Source organism: Streptomyces sp. NPDC002643, assembly GCF_053592555.1.
In genome coordinates this window covers 14,241-31,213 of sequence record NZ_JBSFVY010000036.1, presented here as the reverse complement: position 1 = coordinate 31,213, position 16,973 = coordinate 14,241, and the positions used below count along the sequence as shown (strand labels likewise).

Annotated in this window: 15 protein-coding genes and 1 tRNA gene; 9 read left to right on the top strand and 7 right to left on the bottom strand. The window is 68.1% G+C overall.

What is annotated here, in order from left to right:
- Window positions 1-16 precede the first annotated feature (16 nt).
- The 4 genes from ACWD4G_RS37540 to ACWD4G_RS37525 form a co-directional block, all read right to left on the bottom strand.
- The gene (locus tag ACWD4G_RS37540; protein ID WP_451301706.1) at window positions 17-847 is read right to left on the bottom strand and encodes an MBL fold metallo-hydrolase; all 831 of its coding nucleotides are present in this window, start codon (window positions 845-847) and stop codon (window positions 17-19) included.
- The gene (locus ACWD4G_RS37535; protein ID WP_451301704.1) at window positions 844-1,713 is read right to left on the bottom strand and encodes an NUDIX hydrolase; all 870 of its coding nucleotides are present in this window, start codon (window positions 1,711-1,713) and stop codon (window positions 844-846) included. The genes ACWD4G_RS37540 and ACWD4G_RS37535 overlap by 4 nt, the downstream gene beginning before the upstream one ends.
- Before the next feature lie 70 nt (window positions 1,714-1,783).
- Window positions 1,784-2,245 carry a RidA family protein gene (locus ACWD4G_RS37530; protein WP_451301702.1) on the bottom strand — a complete coding sequence of 154 codons (462 nt, stop codon included), beginning with the start codon at window positions 2,243-2,245 and terminating at the stop codon, window positions 1,784-1,786.
- A complete protein-coding gene (locus ACWD4G_RS37525) occupies window positions 2,242-2,403 on the bottom strand; it encodes a DUF4177 domain-containing protein (RefSeq protein ID WP_075033571.1) in 162 nt (53 codons plus the stop codon). Before ACWD4G_RS37525 ends, ACWD4G_RS37530 begins: the two co-directional genes overlap by 4 nt.
- 140 nt (window positions 2,404-2,543) lie before the next feature.
- Here ACWD4G_RS37525 and ACWD4G_RS37520 point away from each other — a divergent pair, with 140 nt between their 5' ends.
- Both ACWD4G_RS37520 and ACWD4G_RS37515 read left to right on the top strand, forming a co-directional pair.
- Window positions 2,544-3,521 (top strand): ArsA family ATPase, encoded by a 978-nt coding sequence (locus ACWD4G_RS37520; RefSeq protein ID WP_451301700.1) that lies wholly within the window; start codon window positions 2,544-2,546, stop codon window positions 3,519-3,521.
- A complete protein-coding gene (locus ACWD4G_RS37515) occupies window positions 3,518-4,861 on the top strand; it encodes an ArsA family ATPase (RefSeq protein ID WP_451301698.1) in 1,344 nt (447 codons plus the stop codon). Before ACWD4G_RS37520 ends, ACWD4G_RS37515 begins: the two co-directional genes overlap by 4 nt.
- Window positions 4,862-5,045: 184 nt before the next feature.
- Here the strand turns inward: ACWD4G_RS37515 and wblA are convergent, their stop codons facing one another.
- Entirely contained in the window at window positions 5,046-5,384 is a 339-nt protein-coding gene (gene wblA / locus ACWD4G_RS37510; RefSeq protein ID WP_013001830.1) for a transcriptional regulator WblA, read from the bottom strand.
- Between the two features lie 533 nt (window positions 5,385-5,917).
- Between wblA and ACWD4G_RS37505 the strand changes: the two genes are divergently transcribed.
- Complete coding sequence (locus ACWD4G_RS37505; protein WP_451301696.1) at window positions 5,918-8,203, top strand: transglycosylase domain-containing protein; 2,286 nt, start codon at window positions 5,918-5,920, stop codon at window positions 8,201-8,203.
- A 275-nt stretch (window positions 8,204-8,478) separates the two neighbouring features.
- Here ACWD4G_RS37505 and ACWD4G_RS37500 read toward each other — a convergent pair whose 3' ends face one another.
- Window positions 8,479-8,946 carry a GatB/YqeY domain-containing protein gene (locus ACWD4G_RS37500; RefSeq protein ID WP_451301694.1) on the bottom strand — a complete coding sequence of 156 codons (468 nt, stop codon included), beginning with the start codon at window positions 8,944-8,946 and terminating at the stop codon, window positions 8,479-8,481.
- Window positions 8,947-9,287: 341 nt separating this feature from the next.
- On the opposite strand from ACWD4G_RS37500, the gene ACWD4G_RS37495 reads away from it, so the two are divergent.
- The 4 genes from ACWD4G_RS37495 (at window position 9,288) to ACWD4G_RS37480 (ending at window position 13,242) form a co-directional block, all read left to right on the top strand.
- Window positions 9,288-10,214 (top strand): metallophosphoesterase, encoded by a 927-nt coding sequence (locus tag ACWD4G_RS37495; RefSeq protein ID WP_451301692.1) that lies wholly within the window; start codon window positions 9,288-9,290, stop codon window positions 10,212-10,214.
- Between the two features lie 229 nt (window positions 10,215-10,443).
- Entirely contained in the window at window positions 10,444-11,277 is an 834-nt protein-coding gene (locus ACWD4G_RS37490) for a Pr6Pr family membrane protein (RefSeq protein WP_451301690.1), read from the top strand.
- A gap of 36 nt (window positions 11,278-11,313) precedes the next feature.
- Window positions 11,314-11,387, top strand: a tRNA-Pro gene (locus tag ACWD4G_RS37485).
- A gap of 217 nt (window positions 11,388-11,604) precedes the next feature.
- Entirely contained in the window at window positions 11,605-13,242 is a 1,638-nt protein-coding gene (locus ACWD4G_RS37480; RefSeq protein WP_451301688.1) for a PE-PGRS family protein, read from the top strand.
- Here ACWD4G_RS37480 and ACWD4G_RS37475 read toward each other — a convergent pair.
- On the bottom strand, window positions 13,172-14,014 hold the full coding sequence (locus ACWD4G_RS37475; protein WP_451301686.1) for a PE-PGRS family protein: 843 nt from the start codon (window positions 14,012-14,014) through the stop codon (window positions 13,172-13,174). The genes ACWD4G_RS37480 and ACWD4G_RS37475 overlap by 71 nt on opposite strands.
- A 131-nt stretch (window positions 14,015-14,145) precedes the next feature.
- Between ACWD4G_RS37475 and ACWD4G_RS37470 the strand changes: the two genes are divergently transcribed.
- A complete protein-coding gene (locus ACWD4G_RS37470; RefSeq protein WP_451301684.1) occupies window positions 14,146-14,634 on the top strand; it encodes a hypothetical protein in 489 nt (162 codons plus the stop codon).
- A gap of 608 nt (window positions 14,635-15,242) precedes the next feature.
- A complete protein-coding gene (locus tag ACWD4G_RS37465) occupies window positions 15,243-16,946 on the top strand; it encodes a DUF5635 domain-containing protein (RefSeq protein WP_451301682.1) in 1,704 nt (567 codons plus the stop codon).
- Window positions 16,947-16,973 lie beyond the last annotated feature (27 nt).

Sequence of the window (16,973 nt, the reverse complement as noted above, 5' to 3'; positions counted from 1 at the left end):
TCTGCCGGGGCTTCGCTCAGATCAGGCCGTGCTCCGTCAGGTACTCCAGTTGGGCGCGGACGGACAGTTCCGCCGCCGGCCAGAGGGAGCGGTCCACGTCGGCGTAGACGTGGGACACGACCTCGGCGGGGCTCCGGTGGCCGTTCTCGACGGCCGTCTCGACCTGGGCGAGGCGGTGGGCCCGGTGGGCGAGGTAGAACTCGACGGCGCCCTGGGCGTCCTCCAGGACGGGGCCGTGGCCGGGGAGGACGGTGTGGACGCCGTCGTCGACCGTGAGGGACCTGAGGCGCCTGAGGGAGTCGAGATAGTCCCCGAGGCGGCCGTCAGGGTGGGCTACGACGGTCGTTCCGCGGCCCAGGACGGTGTCGCCCGTCAGGACGGCCTGATCGGCCGGGAGATGGAAGCACAGCGAGTCGGCGGTGTGACCGGGAGTGGGGACGACGCGGAGTTCCAGGCCGCCGACCGTGATCACGTCGCCCGCGGCCAGGCCCTCGTCGCCGAGCCGCAGCGCCGGGTCGAGGGCCCGTACCTTCGTCGCCGTCAGCTCCGCGAACCTCGCGGCGCCCTCCGCGTGGTCCGGGTGCCCGTGGGTCAGGAGGGTCAGCGCGACGCGCTTGCCGGCCCGCCCGGCCGTGTCGACCACATTGCGGAGGTGGCCGTCGTCCAAGGGGCCCGGGTCGATCACGACCGCCAGGTCGGAGTCGGGCTCGGAGACGATCCAGGTGTTCGTGCCGTCCAGGGTCATCACCGACGCGTTCGGGGCGAGGACATTGACCGCGCGTGCGGTGGCCGGGCCCGAGAGGGTGCCTCCTCTGGGCTGGCCGGGGAGGGCCGCCGCGTTCGTCATGCGTGGCCTCCGCCCGCTGGAATCCGCTTGGTGAACTCGTCGTGGCCCGGCCAGGACAGGATCACCTGGTCGCCCTCAAGACGGGCCTGGGCGAGGACGGGGGTCAGATCGCGGCCGGGTGCGGCGGCCAGGGCGTCGTCGGCCGTGTCGTACGCCGAGAGCTGGCGCAGGGTGGCGATGGTGGGCGGCATCATCAGCAACTCGCCCTTGTCGTAGCCGTCGGCCGCGTCCCGGGGGCGAATCCACACCGTGCGGTCGGCCTCCGTGGAGGCGTTGCGGGTGCGCTGCCCTTGAGGGAGGGCCGCCACGAAGAACCAGGTGTCGTAGCGGCGGGCCTCGAACTCCGGGGTGATCCAGCGCGTCCAGGCGCCGAGGAGGTCGGAGCGCAGGACCAGTCCCCGGCGTTCCAGGAACTCCGCGAAGGACAGGTCCCGGGCGGCCACCGCCGCGCGGTCCGCCTCCCAGTCGTCGCCGGTGGTGTCGCCGACCACCGTGTCGGACGTGGGCCCGGCCAGCAGGACGCCCGCCTCCTCGTATGTCTCGCGTACGGCCGCGCAGACGATCGCCTGGGCGTCGGTCTCGTCGACGCCGAGCCTGGACGCCCACCACGCGCGCGTGGGGCCCGCCCAGCGGATCTGGAGGTCGTCGTCGCGGGGGTCGACGCCGCCGCCCGGATACGCGTACGCGCCTCCGGCGAAGGCCATGGAGGCGCGTCTGCGCAGCATATGGACGACCGGGACGTCGGCCGTGTCCTTGAGCAGCATGACCGTGGCAGCCCGCTTGGGGGTCACCGGTGTCAGCGTGCCGGCCGCGAGTTCGCGTATGAGGGTCGGCCACTCGGCTGGGTACCACTGCCCGTTTGCCATGGGCGGAGGCTAACCCGTGACAGCCGGATGTACGAGTGAGCCCCTTCGATCACGGCACGACCAACCGCGGCTAGGACAGCTCCACCTGGATCTCGACCTCGACCGGCGCGTCCAGCGGGAGCACCGCCACGCCCACCGCACTGCGCGCGTGTACGCCCTTGTCGCCGAAGACGGCACCCAGGAGCTCGCTCGCGCCGTTCACGACCGCGGGCTGGGCGGTGAAGTCCGGGGCCGACGCCACGAAGCCCACGACCTTCACCACGCGCGCGACGCGGTCCAGGTCGCCGGCCACCGACTTGACGGCGGCGAGGGCGTTGAGCGCGCACACGCGCGCGAGGTCCTTCGCCTCCTCGGGGGTGACCTCGGCGCCGACCTTGCCGGTAACGGGCAGCTTGCCGTCCACCATGGGGAGCTGGCCGGAGGTGTACACGTAGCTGCCCGTACGGACGGCCGGCTGGTACGCGGCAAGCGGCGGTACCACCTCGGGCAGGCTCAGCCCGAGTTCGGCGAGCTTGGCCTCGACGGTGCTCACGCGGACTTCTCCCGCTTCAGGTAGGCCACCAGCTGCTCGGGGTTGTTCGGCCCGGGCACGACCTGGACGAGCTCCCAGCCGTCCTCGCCCCAGGTGTCCAGAATCTGCTTCGTGGCGTGGACGAGCAGCGGCACAGTCGCGTATTCCCACTTGGTCATGGGCCGACTCTAGCCGCTGCCGGAAGCGGCCTCGCGCTCGCGTTGTCCACAGGCTCACCCGCGGGTTGTCCACAGAGCCGCGCGCACGTTGTCCACAGCCTCCCGCTTATGCCGAGCGCGGACTGGTTAGTCTCGAATACGTGAGCAGGCTCCAGGTCGTCAGCGGCAAGGGCGGGACCGGAAAGACCACGGTCGCCGCCGCACTCGCGCTCGCCCTCGCGACCGAGGGGAAGCGCACCCTCCTGGTCGAGGTCGAGGGCCGGCAGGGCATCGCGCAACTCTTCGAGACGGAGGCATTGCCGTACGAGGAGCGGAAGATCGCGGTGGCTCCCGGGGGCGGGGAGGTGTACGCGCTGGCCATAGACCCCGAACTGGCCCTGCTGGACTATCTCCAGATGTTCTACAAGCTCGGCAGTGCCGGCAGGGCGCTCAAGAAGCTCGGTGCGATCGACTTCGCGACCACCATCGCGCCGGGCCTCAGGGACGTCCTGCTGACCGGCAAGGCGTGCGAGGCGGTGCGCCGCAAGGAGAAGAGCGGGCGGTTCACGTACGACTACGTGGTGATGGACGCGCCGCCCACGGGACGCATCACACGGTTCTTGAACGTGAACGACGAGGTGGCGGGGCTCGCGAAGATCGGCCCGATACACAATCAGGCGCAGGCCGTGATGAGGGTCCTGAAGTCGCCGGAGACGGCCGTGCACCTGGTGACGCTCCTGGAGGAGATGCCCGTCCAGGAGACGGCCGACGGTATCGCCGAACTGCACGCCGCGAAGCTGCCGGTGGGGCGGATCATGGTCAACATGGTGCGACCCGAGGTGCTGGACGCGGACGAGCTGGAGCTGGCGCGCACGGTGCCGCGTACGGCGCTGGCCCGCTCCCTGTCGACGGCCGGCCTCGGTGGCGCGCGGCGCGGCGGCACCGCCGAACGCCTGGTGGAGCCGCTGCTGGCGCAGGCCGAGGAGTACGCCGAGCGGTACGCCCTGGAGCACGAACAACGCGGCGTCCTGAGCGAACTGGGCCTGCCGCTGCACGAACTGCCGCTGCTCGCCGAGGGCATGGACCTGGCGGGCCTGTACGAACTGGCCACGGAACTGCGTCAGCAAGGGATCTCATGACTCCGGACCAGGACCACACCCCCGAAGCGCACCGCGCGATCAGCGCGCCCCTGCCGCTCGCGGTCGATCCGCTGCTGGACGATCCGCGGACCCGCATCGTCGTGTGCTGCGGGGCGGGCGGGGTCGGCAAGACAACCACGGCGGCGGCGCTCGGGCTGCGGGCGGCGGAGCGCGGGCGGAAGGTGGTCGTGCTGACCATCGATCCGGCCCGGCGGCTGGCGCAGTCCATGGGCATCGATTCGCTGGACAACACCCCGAGGCGGGTGAAGGGCATCGAGGGCGAGGGCGAGCTGCACGCCATGATGCTCGACATGAAGCGCACGTTCGACGAGATCGTCGAGGCGCACGCGGACCCCGAGCGAGCCTCCGCGATTCTGAACAACCCCTTCTACCAGTCGCTCTCGGCGGGCTTCGCGGGCACGCAGGAGTACATGGCGATGGAGAAGCTGGGCCAGCTGCGGGCCCGTGACGAGTGGGACCTGATCGTCGTCGACACCCCGCCGTCGCGCTCCGCGCTGGACTTCCTGGACGCCCCGAAGCGGCTCGGTTCTTTCCTGGACGGCAAGCTGATCCGGGTGCTGCTGGCGCCGGCGAAGGTCGGCGGGCGGGCCGGGATGAAGTTCCTGAACGTCGGCATGTCGATGATGACGGGCGCCCTGGGCAAGCTGCTGGGCGGTCAACTGCTGAAGGACGTCCAGACGTTCGTCGCCGCCATGGACTCGATGTTCGGCGGGTTCCGTACGCGCGCGGACGCCACGTACAAGCTGCTGCAGGCGCCCGGTACGGCGTTCCTGGTGGTGGCGGCGCCGGAGCGGGACGCGCTGCGGGAGGCCGCGTACTTCGTGGAGCGGCTGGCCGCCGAGGACATGCCGCTGGCCGGGCTGGTGCTCAATCGGGTCCACGGCAGCGGCGCGGCCCAGCTGTCGGCCGAGCGCGCGCTCGCCGCCGCGGAAAATCTTGACGAGCCCCGCATTGTGGATCAGATGGACGGGAAAGCAGTTCGTAACTCTCCCGACACGTACGGCAGTTCAGAATCTCCCGCCACCACCCGCGCCGATGCCGACCCCGAGGACAGCTCCGCCGGTGCCCAGGACGACTCCCCCGTCCAGGACCCCACCGTCGAACAGCTGACCATGGGCCTGCTGCGGCTGCATGCCGAGCGGATGCGGCTGCTCTCGCGCGAGCAGCGCACACGCGACCGCTTCACCGCGCTCCATCCCGAGGTGGCCGTGGCCGAGGTGGCCGCGCTCCCCGGTGATGTTCATGATCTGGCGGGTCTGCGGGACATCGGTGACCGGCTCGCAGCCATACGGCCCGAGCTGCCCATCTCCGAGAACTGACGGCCGCGTCCGAGGACCGCCGACCCCGGTTCACCGACCGCACGACTGGTCAGTGCTCCGACGGCTACGGCCCGTCCGGGCCCCGGGGCACCCAGGAGTCGGCACACCTGCCCGACGCGCCGACACCCCAAGGGCGCCCTCCGTCGACCCGGCCCGGACGACACGACCCATGAGGGCCGCGTCGTCAGCTCACGGCCGCGTAGTTCTCGTAGATCTCGTCATCGTCGAGCGGCAGAATGCCCGCGCCACGCTCGTACTCCGTGCGCGCGGTCTCAAGGAGCCGGCGCCATGAAGTGACAGTGGGACGCCTGCGCAGCAGTGCGCGGCGCTCGCGCTCCGTCATTCCTCCCCACACGCCGAACTCGACGCGATTGTCCAACGCGTCCGCCAGACATTCCGTGCGTACCGGACATCCGGTGCACACCGCCTTGGCCCTGTTCTGCGCTGCTCCCTGAACGAACAGTTCATCCGGATCGGTAGTGCGGCAGGCAGCCTGCGCACTCCAGTCGGTTACCCAGCCCATACCGGCGCCGTCCTCTCCCGAATCGAGGCTCCCCCACGGCGGCAGCGGCATATTCACCGCCGCCAGTTGAGGACGTTACGGAAGGTGGGCACAGCGCAACACCCCCAGCGGGCCCAATCTTGAATGGCCCGAACGGACTATGCGTAAGCGGCAGATCACCCGCGGGAGTGACCCAAGGGCATACGTGATTATCCCGGCAGATCGGGGCAGTTGACATGCCGCACAACGGACACCGAATGACACACAAGGTGTATTCGGACACGACCCCTGAAAAAAATCGGAAGAACGACGCAACAATTCGGGCTCGGCGCACGTACTTGATACAAGGGCCTACGCCTGTGACAGCTGAGAGCAGCTTAGGCCAAGGCCTGTCCTTGTGTCCGGCAAATGAAAATGACGCCCCTTCACTTTTCCGCGTCCGCCGGACATCGTTCGGCCGAGCCATGGCCACGGATGTCACGATCTGGCACCTGTGTCCCGTCAGGCACTTCGGCTCCTTCGGAAGTGTCCGAGGGACGGATTAGGCTGCCCTCATGCCAAACAAGCGCTCGGGCGGTGGCCTGTCCCCCACGCAGCAGGCCGCCAAGTTCCTCGGTGTCAGCGTGCTCGCGGGGGCCGTCATGGCGGGCATCGCGCTGCCCGCGGTCGGTGCCCTGGGGCTGGCCGCGAAGGGTTCCGTCGAGGGATTCGACGAGCTCCCGGCCAGCCTCAAGCAGCCTCCGCTGAGCCAGCGCACCACGATTCTGGACAGCAACGGCGACCAGATCGCCACTGTCTACTCGCGTGACCGTACGGTCGTCGATCTCAAGGAGATCTCGCCGTACATGCAGAAGGCGATCGTCGCCATCGAGGACGCGCGCTTCTACGAGCACGGCGCCGTCGACCTGAAGGGCGTCCTGCGCGCGCTCAACCGCAACGCCCAGGAGGGCGGCGTCGCCCAGGGTGCCTCCACGCTGACGCAGCAGCTCGTGAAGAACGTCGCGGTGGAGGAGGCCGGTGACGACCCGACGAAGGTCGCCCAGGCCACCCAGCAGACCCTCGGCCGCAAGATCCGCGAGCTGAAGTACGCGATCCAGCTGGAGGAGGAGCTCGACAAGAAGGAGATCCTCGAGAACTACCTGAACATCACGTTCTTCGGTCAGCAGGCGTACGGCGTCGAGGCCGCCTCCCGGCGCTACTTCTCCAAGTCCGCCAAGGACCTGAACCTGGAGCAGGCCGCGCTGCTCGCCGGCGTCGTGCAGTCGCCGAGCCTCTACGACCCGGTGAACAACCCGAAGACGGCCACCAAGCGGCGCAATGTCGTGCTGCAGCGCATGGCCGAGGTCGGCGACATCTCACAGACGGAGGCCGACGAGGCCCAGAAGAAGCCGCTCGGCCTGGACATCAGCAAGCCCAAGAACGGCTGCATCACGGCCGTGAAGGGCGCGGGCTTCTTCTGTGACTACGTCCGCGAGGTCTTCCTGAACGACCCGGTCTTCGGCAAGACCAAGGAGGACCGGGCCAAGACCTGGAACCAGGGCGGTCTGACCATCCAGACGACGATGGACCCCAAGGCCCAGAAGTCGGCCCAGGCCTCCATCAAGTCGCATGTCAACCAGTCGGACGAGGTCGCCACCGCCGCCACCATCGTGGAGCCCGGCACCGGCAAGATCCTCGCGATGGGTCAGTCACGGCCGTACGGCATGGACGTCAAGAAGAACGAGACGACCATCAACCTCTCGGTCGACGAGTCCATGGGCGGCGGCGCCGGCTACCAGCCCGGTTCGACGTTCAAGCCGATCGTCGCCGCGGCGGCCCTCGAAGGCGGCATGCCCGCGACCAAGTCGTACTCCGCGCCGTACAAGATGGAGTACCCGAGCCCGATCTCCACCTGTGACGGCAAGAACTGGGTGAACACCGACGGCACGACGCTCACCAACGAGAACACGTCCGAGAAGGGCCCGTACTCGTTGAAGAAGGCGACCGCGCTGTCGGTCAACACCTACTTCGTGCAGATGATCGCCGACATCGGTATCTGCCCGGTGACGGAGATGGCCGGGAAGATGGGCGTCGAGCGGGCCGACGGCGCGAAGATCGGCCAGAACCCGTCGATCGCGCTGGGCACCCAGGAGATGTCCCCGCTGACCATGGCCAACGCGTACGCGACGTTCGCCTCGCGCGGGATGTACTGCACGCCGATCGCCATCGAGTCCATCACCCAGCGGATCGGCGAGAAGTCGAAGTCGCTGGACGTCCCGAAGTCGACCTGCTCGCGCGCGATGTCCGAGAAAACCGCGGACACCATCAACACCCTGCTCAGGGGTGTGGTCGAGGACGGTACGGGTACCGAGGCGGGCCTCGGCGACGGCCGGGACAACGCCGGTAAGACCGGTACGACGGACTTCCGCTACGCGGCCTGGTTCGTGGGTTACACCCCGAACATGGCCGGTGCCGTCTGGGTCGGCGACCCCGCGCACGAGCGCCGCATGGTGAACATCACCATCGGCGGCATCACCTACGACAAGGTCTTCGGTGGCAAGGTCCCGGGCCCGATCTGGCGCGACATGATGTCCGGCGCGCTGGAGGGCAAGCCCGCGCCCCAGTTCAACCGCGTCTACATCCCCGACCCGCAGCCGGACCGCGGCCGTGGGGACGACGACAACAACGGTCGCGGCAATGACGGGGACGACGACAACGGTGACGACGACGAGGGCTTCATCGGCGGCATCGACGGCGGCACCAGCGTCCCGACCCCGGAGTTCACCCTCCCCGAGGGCTTCATCCAGGGCCAGGACAACGGAGGGAACAACGGCAGCGGCAACGGCGGCCGGTTCGGGTGACCCCGTGGAGGGGTGACACCGGTTCGGACACCTGAATGACTACGGCGGTGGGGCGTCCCCTCGGAGAAGAGGGGGCGCCCCACCGCCGTATCTGTAGCTGTTGTGCGCCGTATCCCTATGTGTCCATGTGCGCGGGATGTGTCTGTGTGCGCGTGGGAGTGTCGGACGTGCTGGTGCGGTGCCGGTGGGAGTGCCGGCACTGATGGTCCGGTGCCGGTGGGAATGGCGGCCCTGATGGTGCGGTGCCGTGAGGCCGGTGCAGTGGCCGGTGCCGCTCAGCCGCCCGCGAGCTGCTGCTTGACGACCGCGGCGACACGGCCGCCCTCGGCGAGCCCCGCCACCTTCGGGTTGACGATCTTCATGACCTGTCCCATGGCGCGCGGGCCCTCGGCGCCGGCGGCACGGGCCTCCTCGACGGCCTGGACGACGATCTGCGTCAGCTCCTCGTCGGACAGCTGCTTGGGCAGGTACTCGGCGAGCACCTCACCCTCCGCCTTCTCCCGCTCGGCCGACTCGGCACGACCACCCTGGGCGAAGGCCTCGGCCGCCTCGCGGCGCTTCTTCGCCTCCTTGGTGATCACCTTGAGGACCTCGTCGTCGGAGAGCTCGCGCTTCTCCTTGCCCGCGACCTCCTCCTTGGTGATCGCGGCGAGCGTCAGCCGGAGCGTCGAGGAGCGCAGCTCGTCGCGCTCCTTGATCGCGGCGTTGAGGTCTTCCTGCAGCTTCGACTTGAGCGTGGTCATGGGGTCGATTGTCGCAGGTGCGGGATGGAGGGCGCGCGTTGATTTCGCTGAAGTGTGCGAGGGCGGGTGCGGGGTGGGGCGGGCGAGTGCGGTCGGTTTCCGTAGGTCTCGGAGTCGGTCGTCGCAGATCTGGGAGTCGGTCGTCGTAGGTGTCGTAGTCGGTCGTCGCAGGTCTCGGGGTTGGTTGTCGCCGGGGCCGGCGTCGGTCGTCGCAGGTGTCGGGGTTGCTTGTCGCCGGGGTCGGAGTCGGTTGTCCACAGGGGGAGTTGGGGATCGGGGCTGGGATCGGTGGTTATCCACAGGGTGCGTTCGGGATCGGCGGGGTCTGACACGATGGGCACATGCGAGCGCGTTACGGAGTACCTCTGGGGATCGCGGCGGCCGGTGCCGCCGGTGTGTTGTACGCGGCGGGTTTCGAGGCCCGTTCGTTCCGGCTGCGGCGGGTGACGGTGCCGGTGCTGCCGCCGGGCATGCGGCCGTTGCGGATACTCCAGGTGTCCGACATCCACATGGTGAGCGGACAGCGCAAGAAGCAGCGCTGGCTGCGTTCCCTGGCGGGCCTGCGCCCCGACTTCGTGATCAACACCGGGGACAATCTGTCCGACCCCGAGGGGGTCCCCGAGGTGCTGGACGCGCTGGGCCCGCTGATGGATTTCCCGGGGGCGTATGTCTTCGGCTCGAACGACTACTACGGCCCGAAGCTGCGCAACCCCGCGCGGTATCTGCTGGAGAAGGCCCAGGGTCGCCACGGCCTGAACGGCAACAAGCCGGTGGTCGGAGCGATCCACAACCCCTGGGAGGACCTGAGGGACGGCTTCGACGGAGCGGGCTGGCTGAACCTCACCAACACCCGGGGCACGCTGAAGATCGAGGGCATGTCGGTGGAGCTGACGGGGCTCGACGACCCTCACATCAAGCGGGACCGCTACGACCGCGTGGCCGGCGGCCCCTCGGACGCGGCCGACCTCTCACTCGGCGTCGTCCACGCCCCCTACCTCCGCACCCTGGACGCCTTCACCGCCGACGGCTACCCCCTGATCCTCGCCGGTCACACCCACGGCGGCCAGCTCTGCATCCCCTTCTACGGAGCCCTGGTCACCAACTGCGACCTCGACACGGACCGGGTGAAGGGCCTGTCGACGCACACCGCCGGGGGCCACACCTCCTATATGCACGTCTCGGCGGGCTGCGGCACCAACCGCTACACACCGGTACGGTTCGCGTGCCCACCGGAGGCTTCACTGCTGACGTTGGTGGGGCGGGAGTAGGTGGGGGTCTGAGGTTGGGCGTCGGGAAGGGGTGGCGGGCGAGGTCGGTCGGGCTACGCGGGGCCTTGAGGCGGGGTCGGGCGGTCGGGCGGTCGGGCGGTCGGGCGGTCGGGCGGTCGGGCGGGCGGTCGGGCGGTCGGGCGGTCGGGAAGCGTACGGGAGCACATGAGTGACCCGTATGGACTGTCCCGAATAGCCCCATTTATTCGGGTCGGCCTAGCGTGAGCGCATGACCGCTCCGATACCCAGGGACATCCCCGACCTGCCCGCGATCTCGGGCATCCCCACGCCGGTGACGTCCGTCGTGCCCGCGACGGCGGTGGTGGAACCGGCCCGACGTCGGCCGACGGCAGTCTTCCGCGCCCTGGTGGCGCTGGCGGCGGCAGTGGCCGTGGTGACCGAGATGATCCTGGGCAGCCCGCTACGGGCCATCAGTCACTTCTCGGTCCAGAGCACGGCCTTGGCGGCGGTGGTCTTCGCGGCCTCGGCCCACCGCGCATGGTCGGCCCGCCGCCCGCTGCCACCCTTGGTGACGGGCGGCACGCTCCTCTACACCATGGTGGGGGCCCTGACGTACCACCTGGTCCTCGCGCAGGACCCGGCCACGTTCGCCATGACGACGACCGCGACGGGCGCCCCGATCACTCCCACCGGCTGGCACGCGGTGACGGACATCGCCTTCCACACGGCCATTCCCCTCGCGGTGGTGGTCGACTGGCTGCTGCTGACGCGCCCGTCGCCGCCGCGGCTGACGCACGCGGCGGCGTGGCTGCTCTACCCGATGGCGTATCTGGCGTTCACTCTGGGCCGTGCGGCGCTGGTGACGCCGGACTGGCCCGCGCCTTATCTGTACCCGTTCCTGGACGCGGACCGTCACGGCTACAAAGGGGTCCTGGGCAACGCGCTGCTGCTTGGCCTGGCCGTCCTCGCCCTCTCCCTCCTCCTGATCGCGGTCGACCACCTTCGCCCCGACCCCGTACGGCCCCGCCGAGGCCGCCCGAACCGCTACGACCGCCGCCCCGAAAACCGGATTTCGTCTCCAGCCACCGGTGGGCTAAAGTAAACGACGTCGCCGCGAAGAGCAGAACAGCAGCGACATCGGGGTGTAGCGCAGCTTGGCAGCGCGCTTCGTTCGGGACGAAGAGGTCGTGGGTTCAAATCCCGCCACCCCGACAGCCAAAACAGCAGGTCAGGCCCGGCGCTGAGAGATCAGCGCCGGGCCTGATTTGCTTTGCGGGCCCATTTTGGGAGCCATTTGGGAGCCGACCTCGGGGAGCGGCTCCCCAGCGGCTCCCAGAGAAAGGTCTTCCGCCTTCGGGCACGCCGTGCGCTGCGCGAGAGTCACCCCACGGCTTGTGCGGAGGACACAACAGACGGTACGACGATCGACATGCACCGATGGTCTCCGCTGAACGACCGGCAGCTCGCCCTCCTCACCCGCATCGGGGACGGAACCAACCCCGTCACGTCGGACAGCCCCGAGTTCGCCCTCACCGCCCGCGCGCTCAAGGAGCGGCGCCTGATCACGATGCCCAAGCAAGATGGGAAGTGGCAGGCGGAGATCACCGACGCGGGACGCTTCTATCTCGAACACGGGCATCATCCCGACCGACCCGAGCCGGCCCCGCGCAAACCTCGTTCGGCGGCGCATGTGGCCAAGGAGCCGGTTGCCTCTCGTCCGCAGCAGGACGCCGCTCCCCCATCCGAGACGAAGTCAACCCCACAGCGGACCCTGAAGCCCCCGCGCCCGTCGCCGGCGGCGATCGGACCGGCCTTGATCAAGCAAGTGCAGGAAGCCGGACGATTCCTTCGGATCCCGGACCCCAGCGACGCGGAGCGAGCCCGGTATCGCCGAGCCTTCGACGCGGCCCGGCAGTGCGCTCCTGACGGGTACCACCTCAAGTACAGCGGGCGGGCAAAAGGCGACTTCTTCCTCGGCCTGCTGCGGGTGACCGGCGAAGACGACACCGAGTGGAACCGGATCCGCCTGGCACGCAGTCGTGTGATCACCGACGTCGAGGACGTGCTCGCCGCGGTCACCAAGGATCACAGTGCCTTCGAGATCTCCGAGGAGGTGCTGCCGAGGGTGCTCGCGCTGATCCGGCTGCTCGCCGAGCAGGCACTTGGGCGGTACGGCGAGATCGCGGTGTCCAAGAAGGGCAGGCAGCCGAGGCCGCTGCTCACCGTCCACGGCAGGACGTACGAGATCGGCTTCCGTGAGCGGCAGAAGCAGGTCCGGTATGTGCCCAAGCAGCCGGGCCGACGCACGTACGACTGGCAACGGGTCACCCCAGCCCACAAGTCCGAGCCGTCCGGCGAACTGGAGCTGCTGGTCAGCGAGAACTCGGGCTACAGCTACCACCACGGCTGGAAGAAGGAATGGGCCGACACCGCCAAGAAGCCGTTGGAGGAGCAGATCGCCTCAATCTTCCGGGCGTTGAAGGCGCGGTCGGAGGAGCAGGAGCGGGCCCGGCTGGAACGAGAGGCGGAGCAGCGGCGTCTGCGAGAGGAGCGTGAGCGCCAGGAGGCCGAGCGTCGGCGACTGGCGGCGGAGCGGGAGGAGCGCGAGCGGCGGGAGTGGGAGGCCGCGGTAAGTGCGGCTTCGGTCAAGGCGGTTCACGCGGTACGGGCCGAGCACTTCGGCATGGCCCTTGAGCAGTGGCGGGCCGCAGGCGAGATTCGGGAGTTCTGTGCCGCGCTGGATGAAGTCGCCGCCGCGTCGGAAGACGTCCTCGAAGTCGAGAGGCTGCGTGAGTGGTCGGCTTGGGGGAACACGGAGGCCGATCAGCTCGACCCGACGACGAACGGCAAGGGCCTGGCCACCCGCGACTTCAACGTGGAGCCGACAAAAAAGCAGCTGCGACCGTTCCTCGACGGCTGGCGGCCGGACCGGCCGGAGAAGGAGCCTCCGGCTCAGCCAACGCCTCCGAAGCCGGAGCCAGACCCGTGGCGCGGTGTCATCGACGCACATCAGGATCAAGGGTGGCGATATGGACGCCCAGGTCGCGCTCAATGGTGGAGGCGATGACGCCGTGGCCTCGGTCGCGTAGGGCCTTGGCCGCCTTCTCGACGAGTTCTCCGAGCCGGATGACCTCGGCGCGCAGGGCGACCAACTCGTCGTAGCGATCGGCCTTGTCTTCGCCGCACCAGGCCCGGACGGTTCGCAGGACGGCTGCCTCCGCGTCCAGCTTCCGGTCGTCCCGCCGACTGTAGGAGTACCAGGAGGACTGGGCACGCTCCTGCTCGATGCCCTGCTGCTTGCGGTCCACCTCCGGAAGGATCTCGTCGGCGAGGCGGCCGGCGACCAGGCGGGCGACGCGCTCGGTGATCGGCCACCCGGCCAGGCACATGCCGTGGCGGTTCTCGTAGACCATGGCGTCGCCGCGGAGTTCAGCTGCGTCCAGGCCGATGAGCGGAGCCGTCTCATCGAGGCGGCTCAGCTCCAGGACCCCGGCGTCGGCCACCGTTCGGCGCACGCGGAGCCTGTTCTTCGGGCGTATGAACCCGAGAATCATCCGCGCAGCCTCGAAATCCGTACTGCCTCGGACATGGCGGGACGCCTCGACCAGTGCCAGCTCCGCCGCGTCGTCCGCGCGGAACGTCTCGACCTCCGCCCACAGTGCTACGAGAGAGACAGGATTTACCCACTCCTGCAGATCGGCATCGTCACCTTCGAGGAAGCGCACGTGGATCCAGCCAGACCTGCGCGAGCCACCTACTCGAACGATCTCCACCTGGCGGACCGCCCCGCCCAGCTCCTTCGGCTGCGGGCGATATGCCCAGTGCTCACCAATCTCCATGTGCCTATTGAGCCAGGTCGACGACACCGCCACGCACCAATCATCAGATCCGAGGTATGTCTGGTTTCCGCCGTCCTCTTGGCAGAAACCTGAGAGAGGATCACCGTCAGCTTCTCCCAGGGGGACCTCACATGACCGACCAGCACAACCGAACCTGCGGGCACCCGACCCGCTCCGGGAACCCATGCAAGGTCCGGTTATCGGGCTCGGACGTGGCGTGCAGCACGCATGCCACGGAGCAGGACAAAGCCGTAGCGGAGGCTCACCGACGCGGGTGGAGCGAAGGCTACAAATCCGGCAGCGAGAGCAGCGCGAGCTTCTCCAGATCCCGGATCGAACGGTTGGAACAACGCGTCAAAGAGCTTGAGGAACAGCTGGACGATGCGAAGCGTGTGTACGAGATCGACGGCCATCAGGTTGTGGACGTCGGCGGATACGCCTACCGCTGGCGCGGCAGCACACCACTCCAGGTCGGCGACCGGGTGTTGCTGCCCGAAAACTACGTGAGCCGCATGAAGAACGGCCCCGGCCCCACCCTGGGTGTGGTGAGCAAGCTCGGCACCACCTATCGCGGACCGCTGTCCGACATCGTCAGGCGAGCGCCAGCAACGGGCGAGTAGGACAAGAGTGCCATCAGCTGGGTTGCGCCCCCACCAAATGGTGCAATCGCGATCATCTCTCATGTCGCACCTGCACCAGTCCATAGTGGCCTGACCGCGCTGAGTCTCTATGTCGCCTGGAATAGGGGCTTCGTCGAGCACCCGCGCCCCGTCTCGGGCCAGTGGGTGTGACGCAGGCCATGAGATGTGAGGCCCGTGGCGATCGGGAGCCAGGAGGCATCGGCCCGGTCGCTGGCGCACGCCCTAGGCCCGGCCGCTCGGCCGTCACTGACGAGCGCCCATGCCCCTGCACTACTCATGACATCTGGGCGCTTGACTCCGCCATTGGGCTCGCGCTGGGCCGGGATGATCGTAGGGCTTACGCCACACCGCGGACGCCAGCTGGGCGCCGGCCAACCAACAGCACACTGCTCGACTGCATCCCTTAAAAAGCAACAAGTACCGCACTGACTCCTAGATGCTTTACTTTAGGCACCCCACTAAAGTGCAACGAGAGGTCATGAGGCACATCGATGTTGCCCTTCAGTCCTGAGTCAGACTTGGTTACTGCACGTGCCCGTCTGCGTGCGCAGGTTGATGGCGTACTGCAGAAACTGCGCGGTGGGGTGTTGCCTGACGAAGCCGAGCGTCAGCACGTCGACTGCAAGGAGGAGGCGGGCCGCCGTGGGACAGGAGGCGTACTGCTGCCCGGCACCCCGCGCAACCTTGCTGCCGCCGACCAGCTAGCCAGCGAAGTTACCTGCCTCGCTAATACGCCAGGCGGCGGAGCTTTGATCGTCGGCGTCGAAGACGCCACCGGCCGATTTCTAGGCGCCGCGCTCGAAGAAGACTGGCTTCGGCACAGGATCTACGAGCGGGTAGGCGTTGCCCCAGCCGTGGAGGCCATCACGATTGACGGGATGCGCCTTCTGGTGGTCTACGTAGCCGAGGCGAGAGAGCCAGTCGAAGACCTGAAAGGCCGCATCCGATGGCGAGCGGGCGGCCATTGTGAGCCCGTCGACCGCGCAGAGTGGTGGCTTCACCGACAGAACACCACTGGTCACGACCCGATGGCATCGGTCACCGACCACTCATATCTTGAGGTGTCTCCCGGCGCTGTCGCTGCTGCCCATCGCTACCTAGACGCGTCCGGATCACTCTCGAGGCAATCGCGCCAAGGATCCGTGCGGGACCTGCTGAGCTCCCTGGGCGTCTTGCGCCCCGACGGCAAGCTGACGCAAGCGGGGGCTCTCACGTTCTGCCCTGCTGACAGAACGTACCTCTCACTATCAGTAATCGATGTAGAAGGCGGCGACGTGATCTCGCCTCCGCCTGACCTGTCAGGTCTTAGCCTGCTGGAACAGGTCGCGGCAGTGGAGGACCGGCTTGACGCGCTGAATACCTCCCTGCGCTTGGAAGGTCGTCCCGGCTTCGCAGTCACATCCGTTCGCCGCCTTCCTGAGGGCGCCGTACGTGAGGCAGTCCTGAACGGAGTGGTACATCGCGACTGGATGCAACCCGACCCTGTAGTCATCACATGGATTGACGCGGACTCAGCCGTACAGGTCGTGAGCCCTGGCGGCTTCGTTGGCGGTATGAACGCAAGCAACGTCCTTACCCAGCGCTACGCCCGATATCCCGCTCTGGCAGACCTCTTCAGGGCGCTTCACCTGGTCGAGAAGCAGGGTCTAGGCGTCGACCGCATGTACCGAGACATGGTCTCTCTCGGGCACCGCCCCCCGATCCTGGTGGAGGAAGAAGGTCCCCGAGTACGGGCACGACTAACCGGTGGGCGTCCGGTTCTGCCGGTGATGAATCTCGTCACCCGGATCCAACCGACGATCCGCCAACGTGACGTCCGCGTGGCACTGATCGTGTACACGCTTCTCCGAGAGCCCTTCGTTACTGCTGAGCGGCTCACAGGCATCCTTCAACGGAGCGCTGATGAAGCTGCAGAGGCTCTCGAAACAGCAGCGGAATGCCTAGTAGGTGACACTCCTCTGCTGACCCACTACAAGGATGTTTGGGCCCTGTCGAAGGCGGCTGTATCCGCCGTAGAGACCGTTGCAGATCGGGACGAGCTCAGGCGCCGTGGCGTGCTTCCCTACCTAAAGCCAGACATCACGGGTGCCGAAGCCGTGGCCCGCGAATGGCTCTCCGGCCATGATCGCTACACGTCAGGCGATCACGCCACGCTCACAGGGCTTACTACCACCGGTGCCCGAGGCCAACTGGAGCGTCTGGAACGAGACGGGCTGCTCCTACGCGGTGAAGGGGCAGGACGAAACTCCCATTTCGTTGCTGGGCCCGGCCTCAAGAGAGCCACAGAGTGAGAAGCTGTTGGATTGTCAGACCCGTGG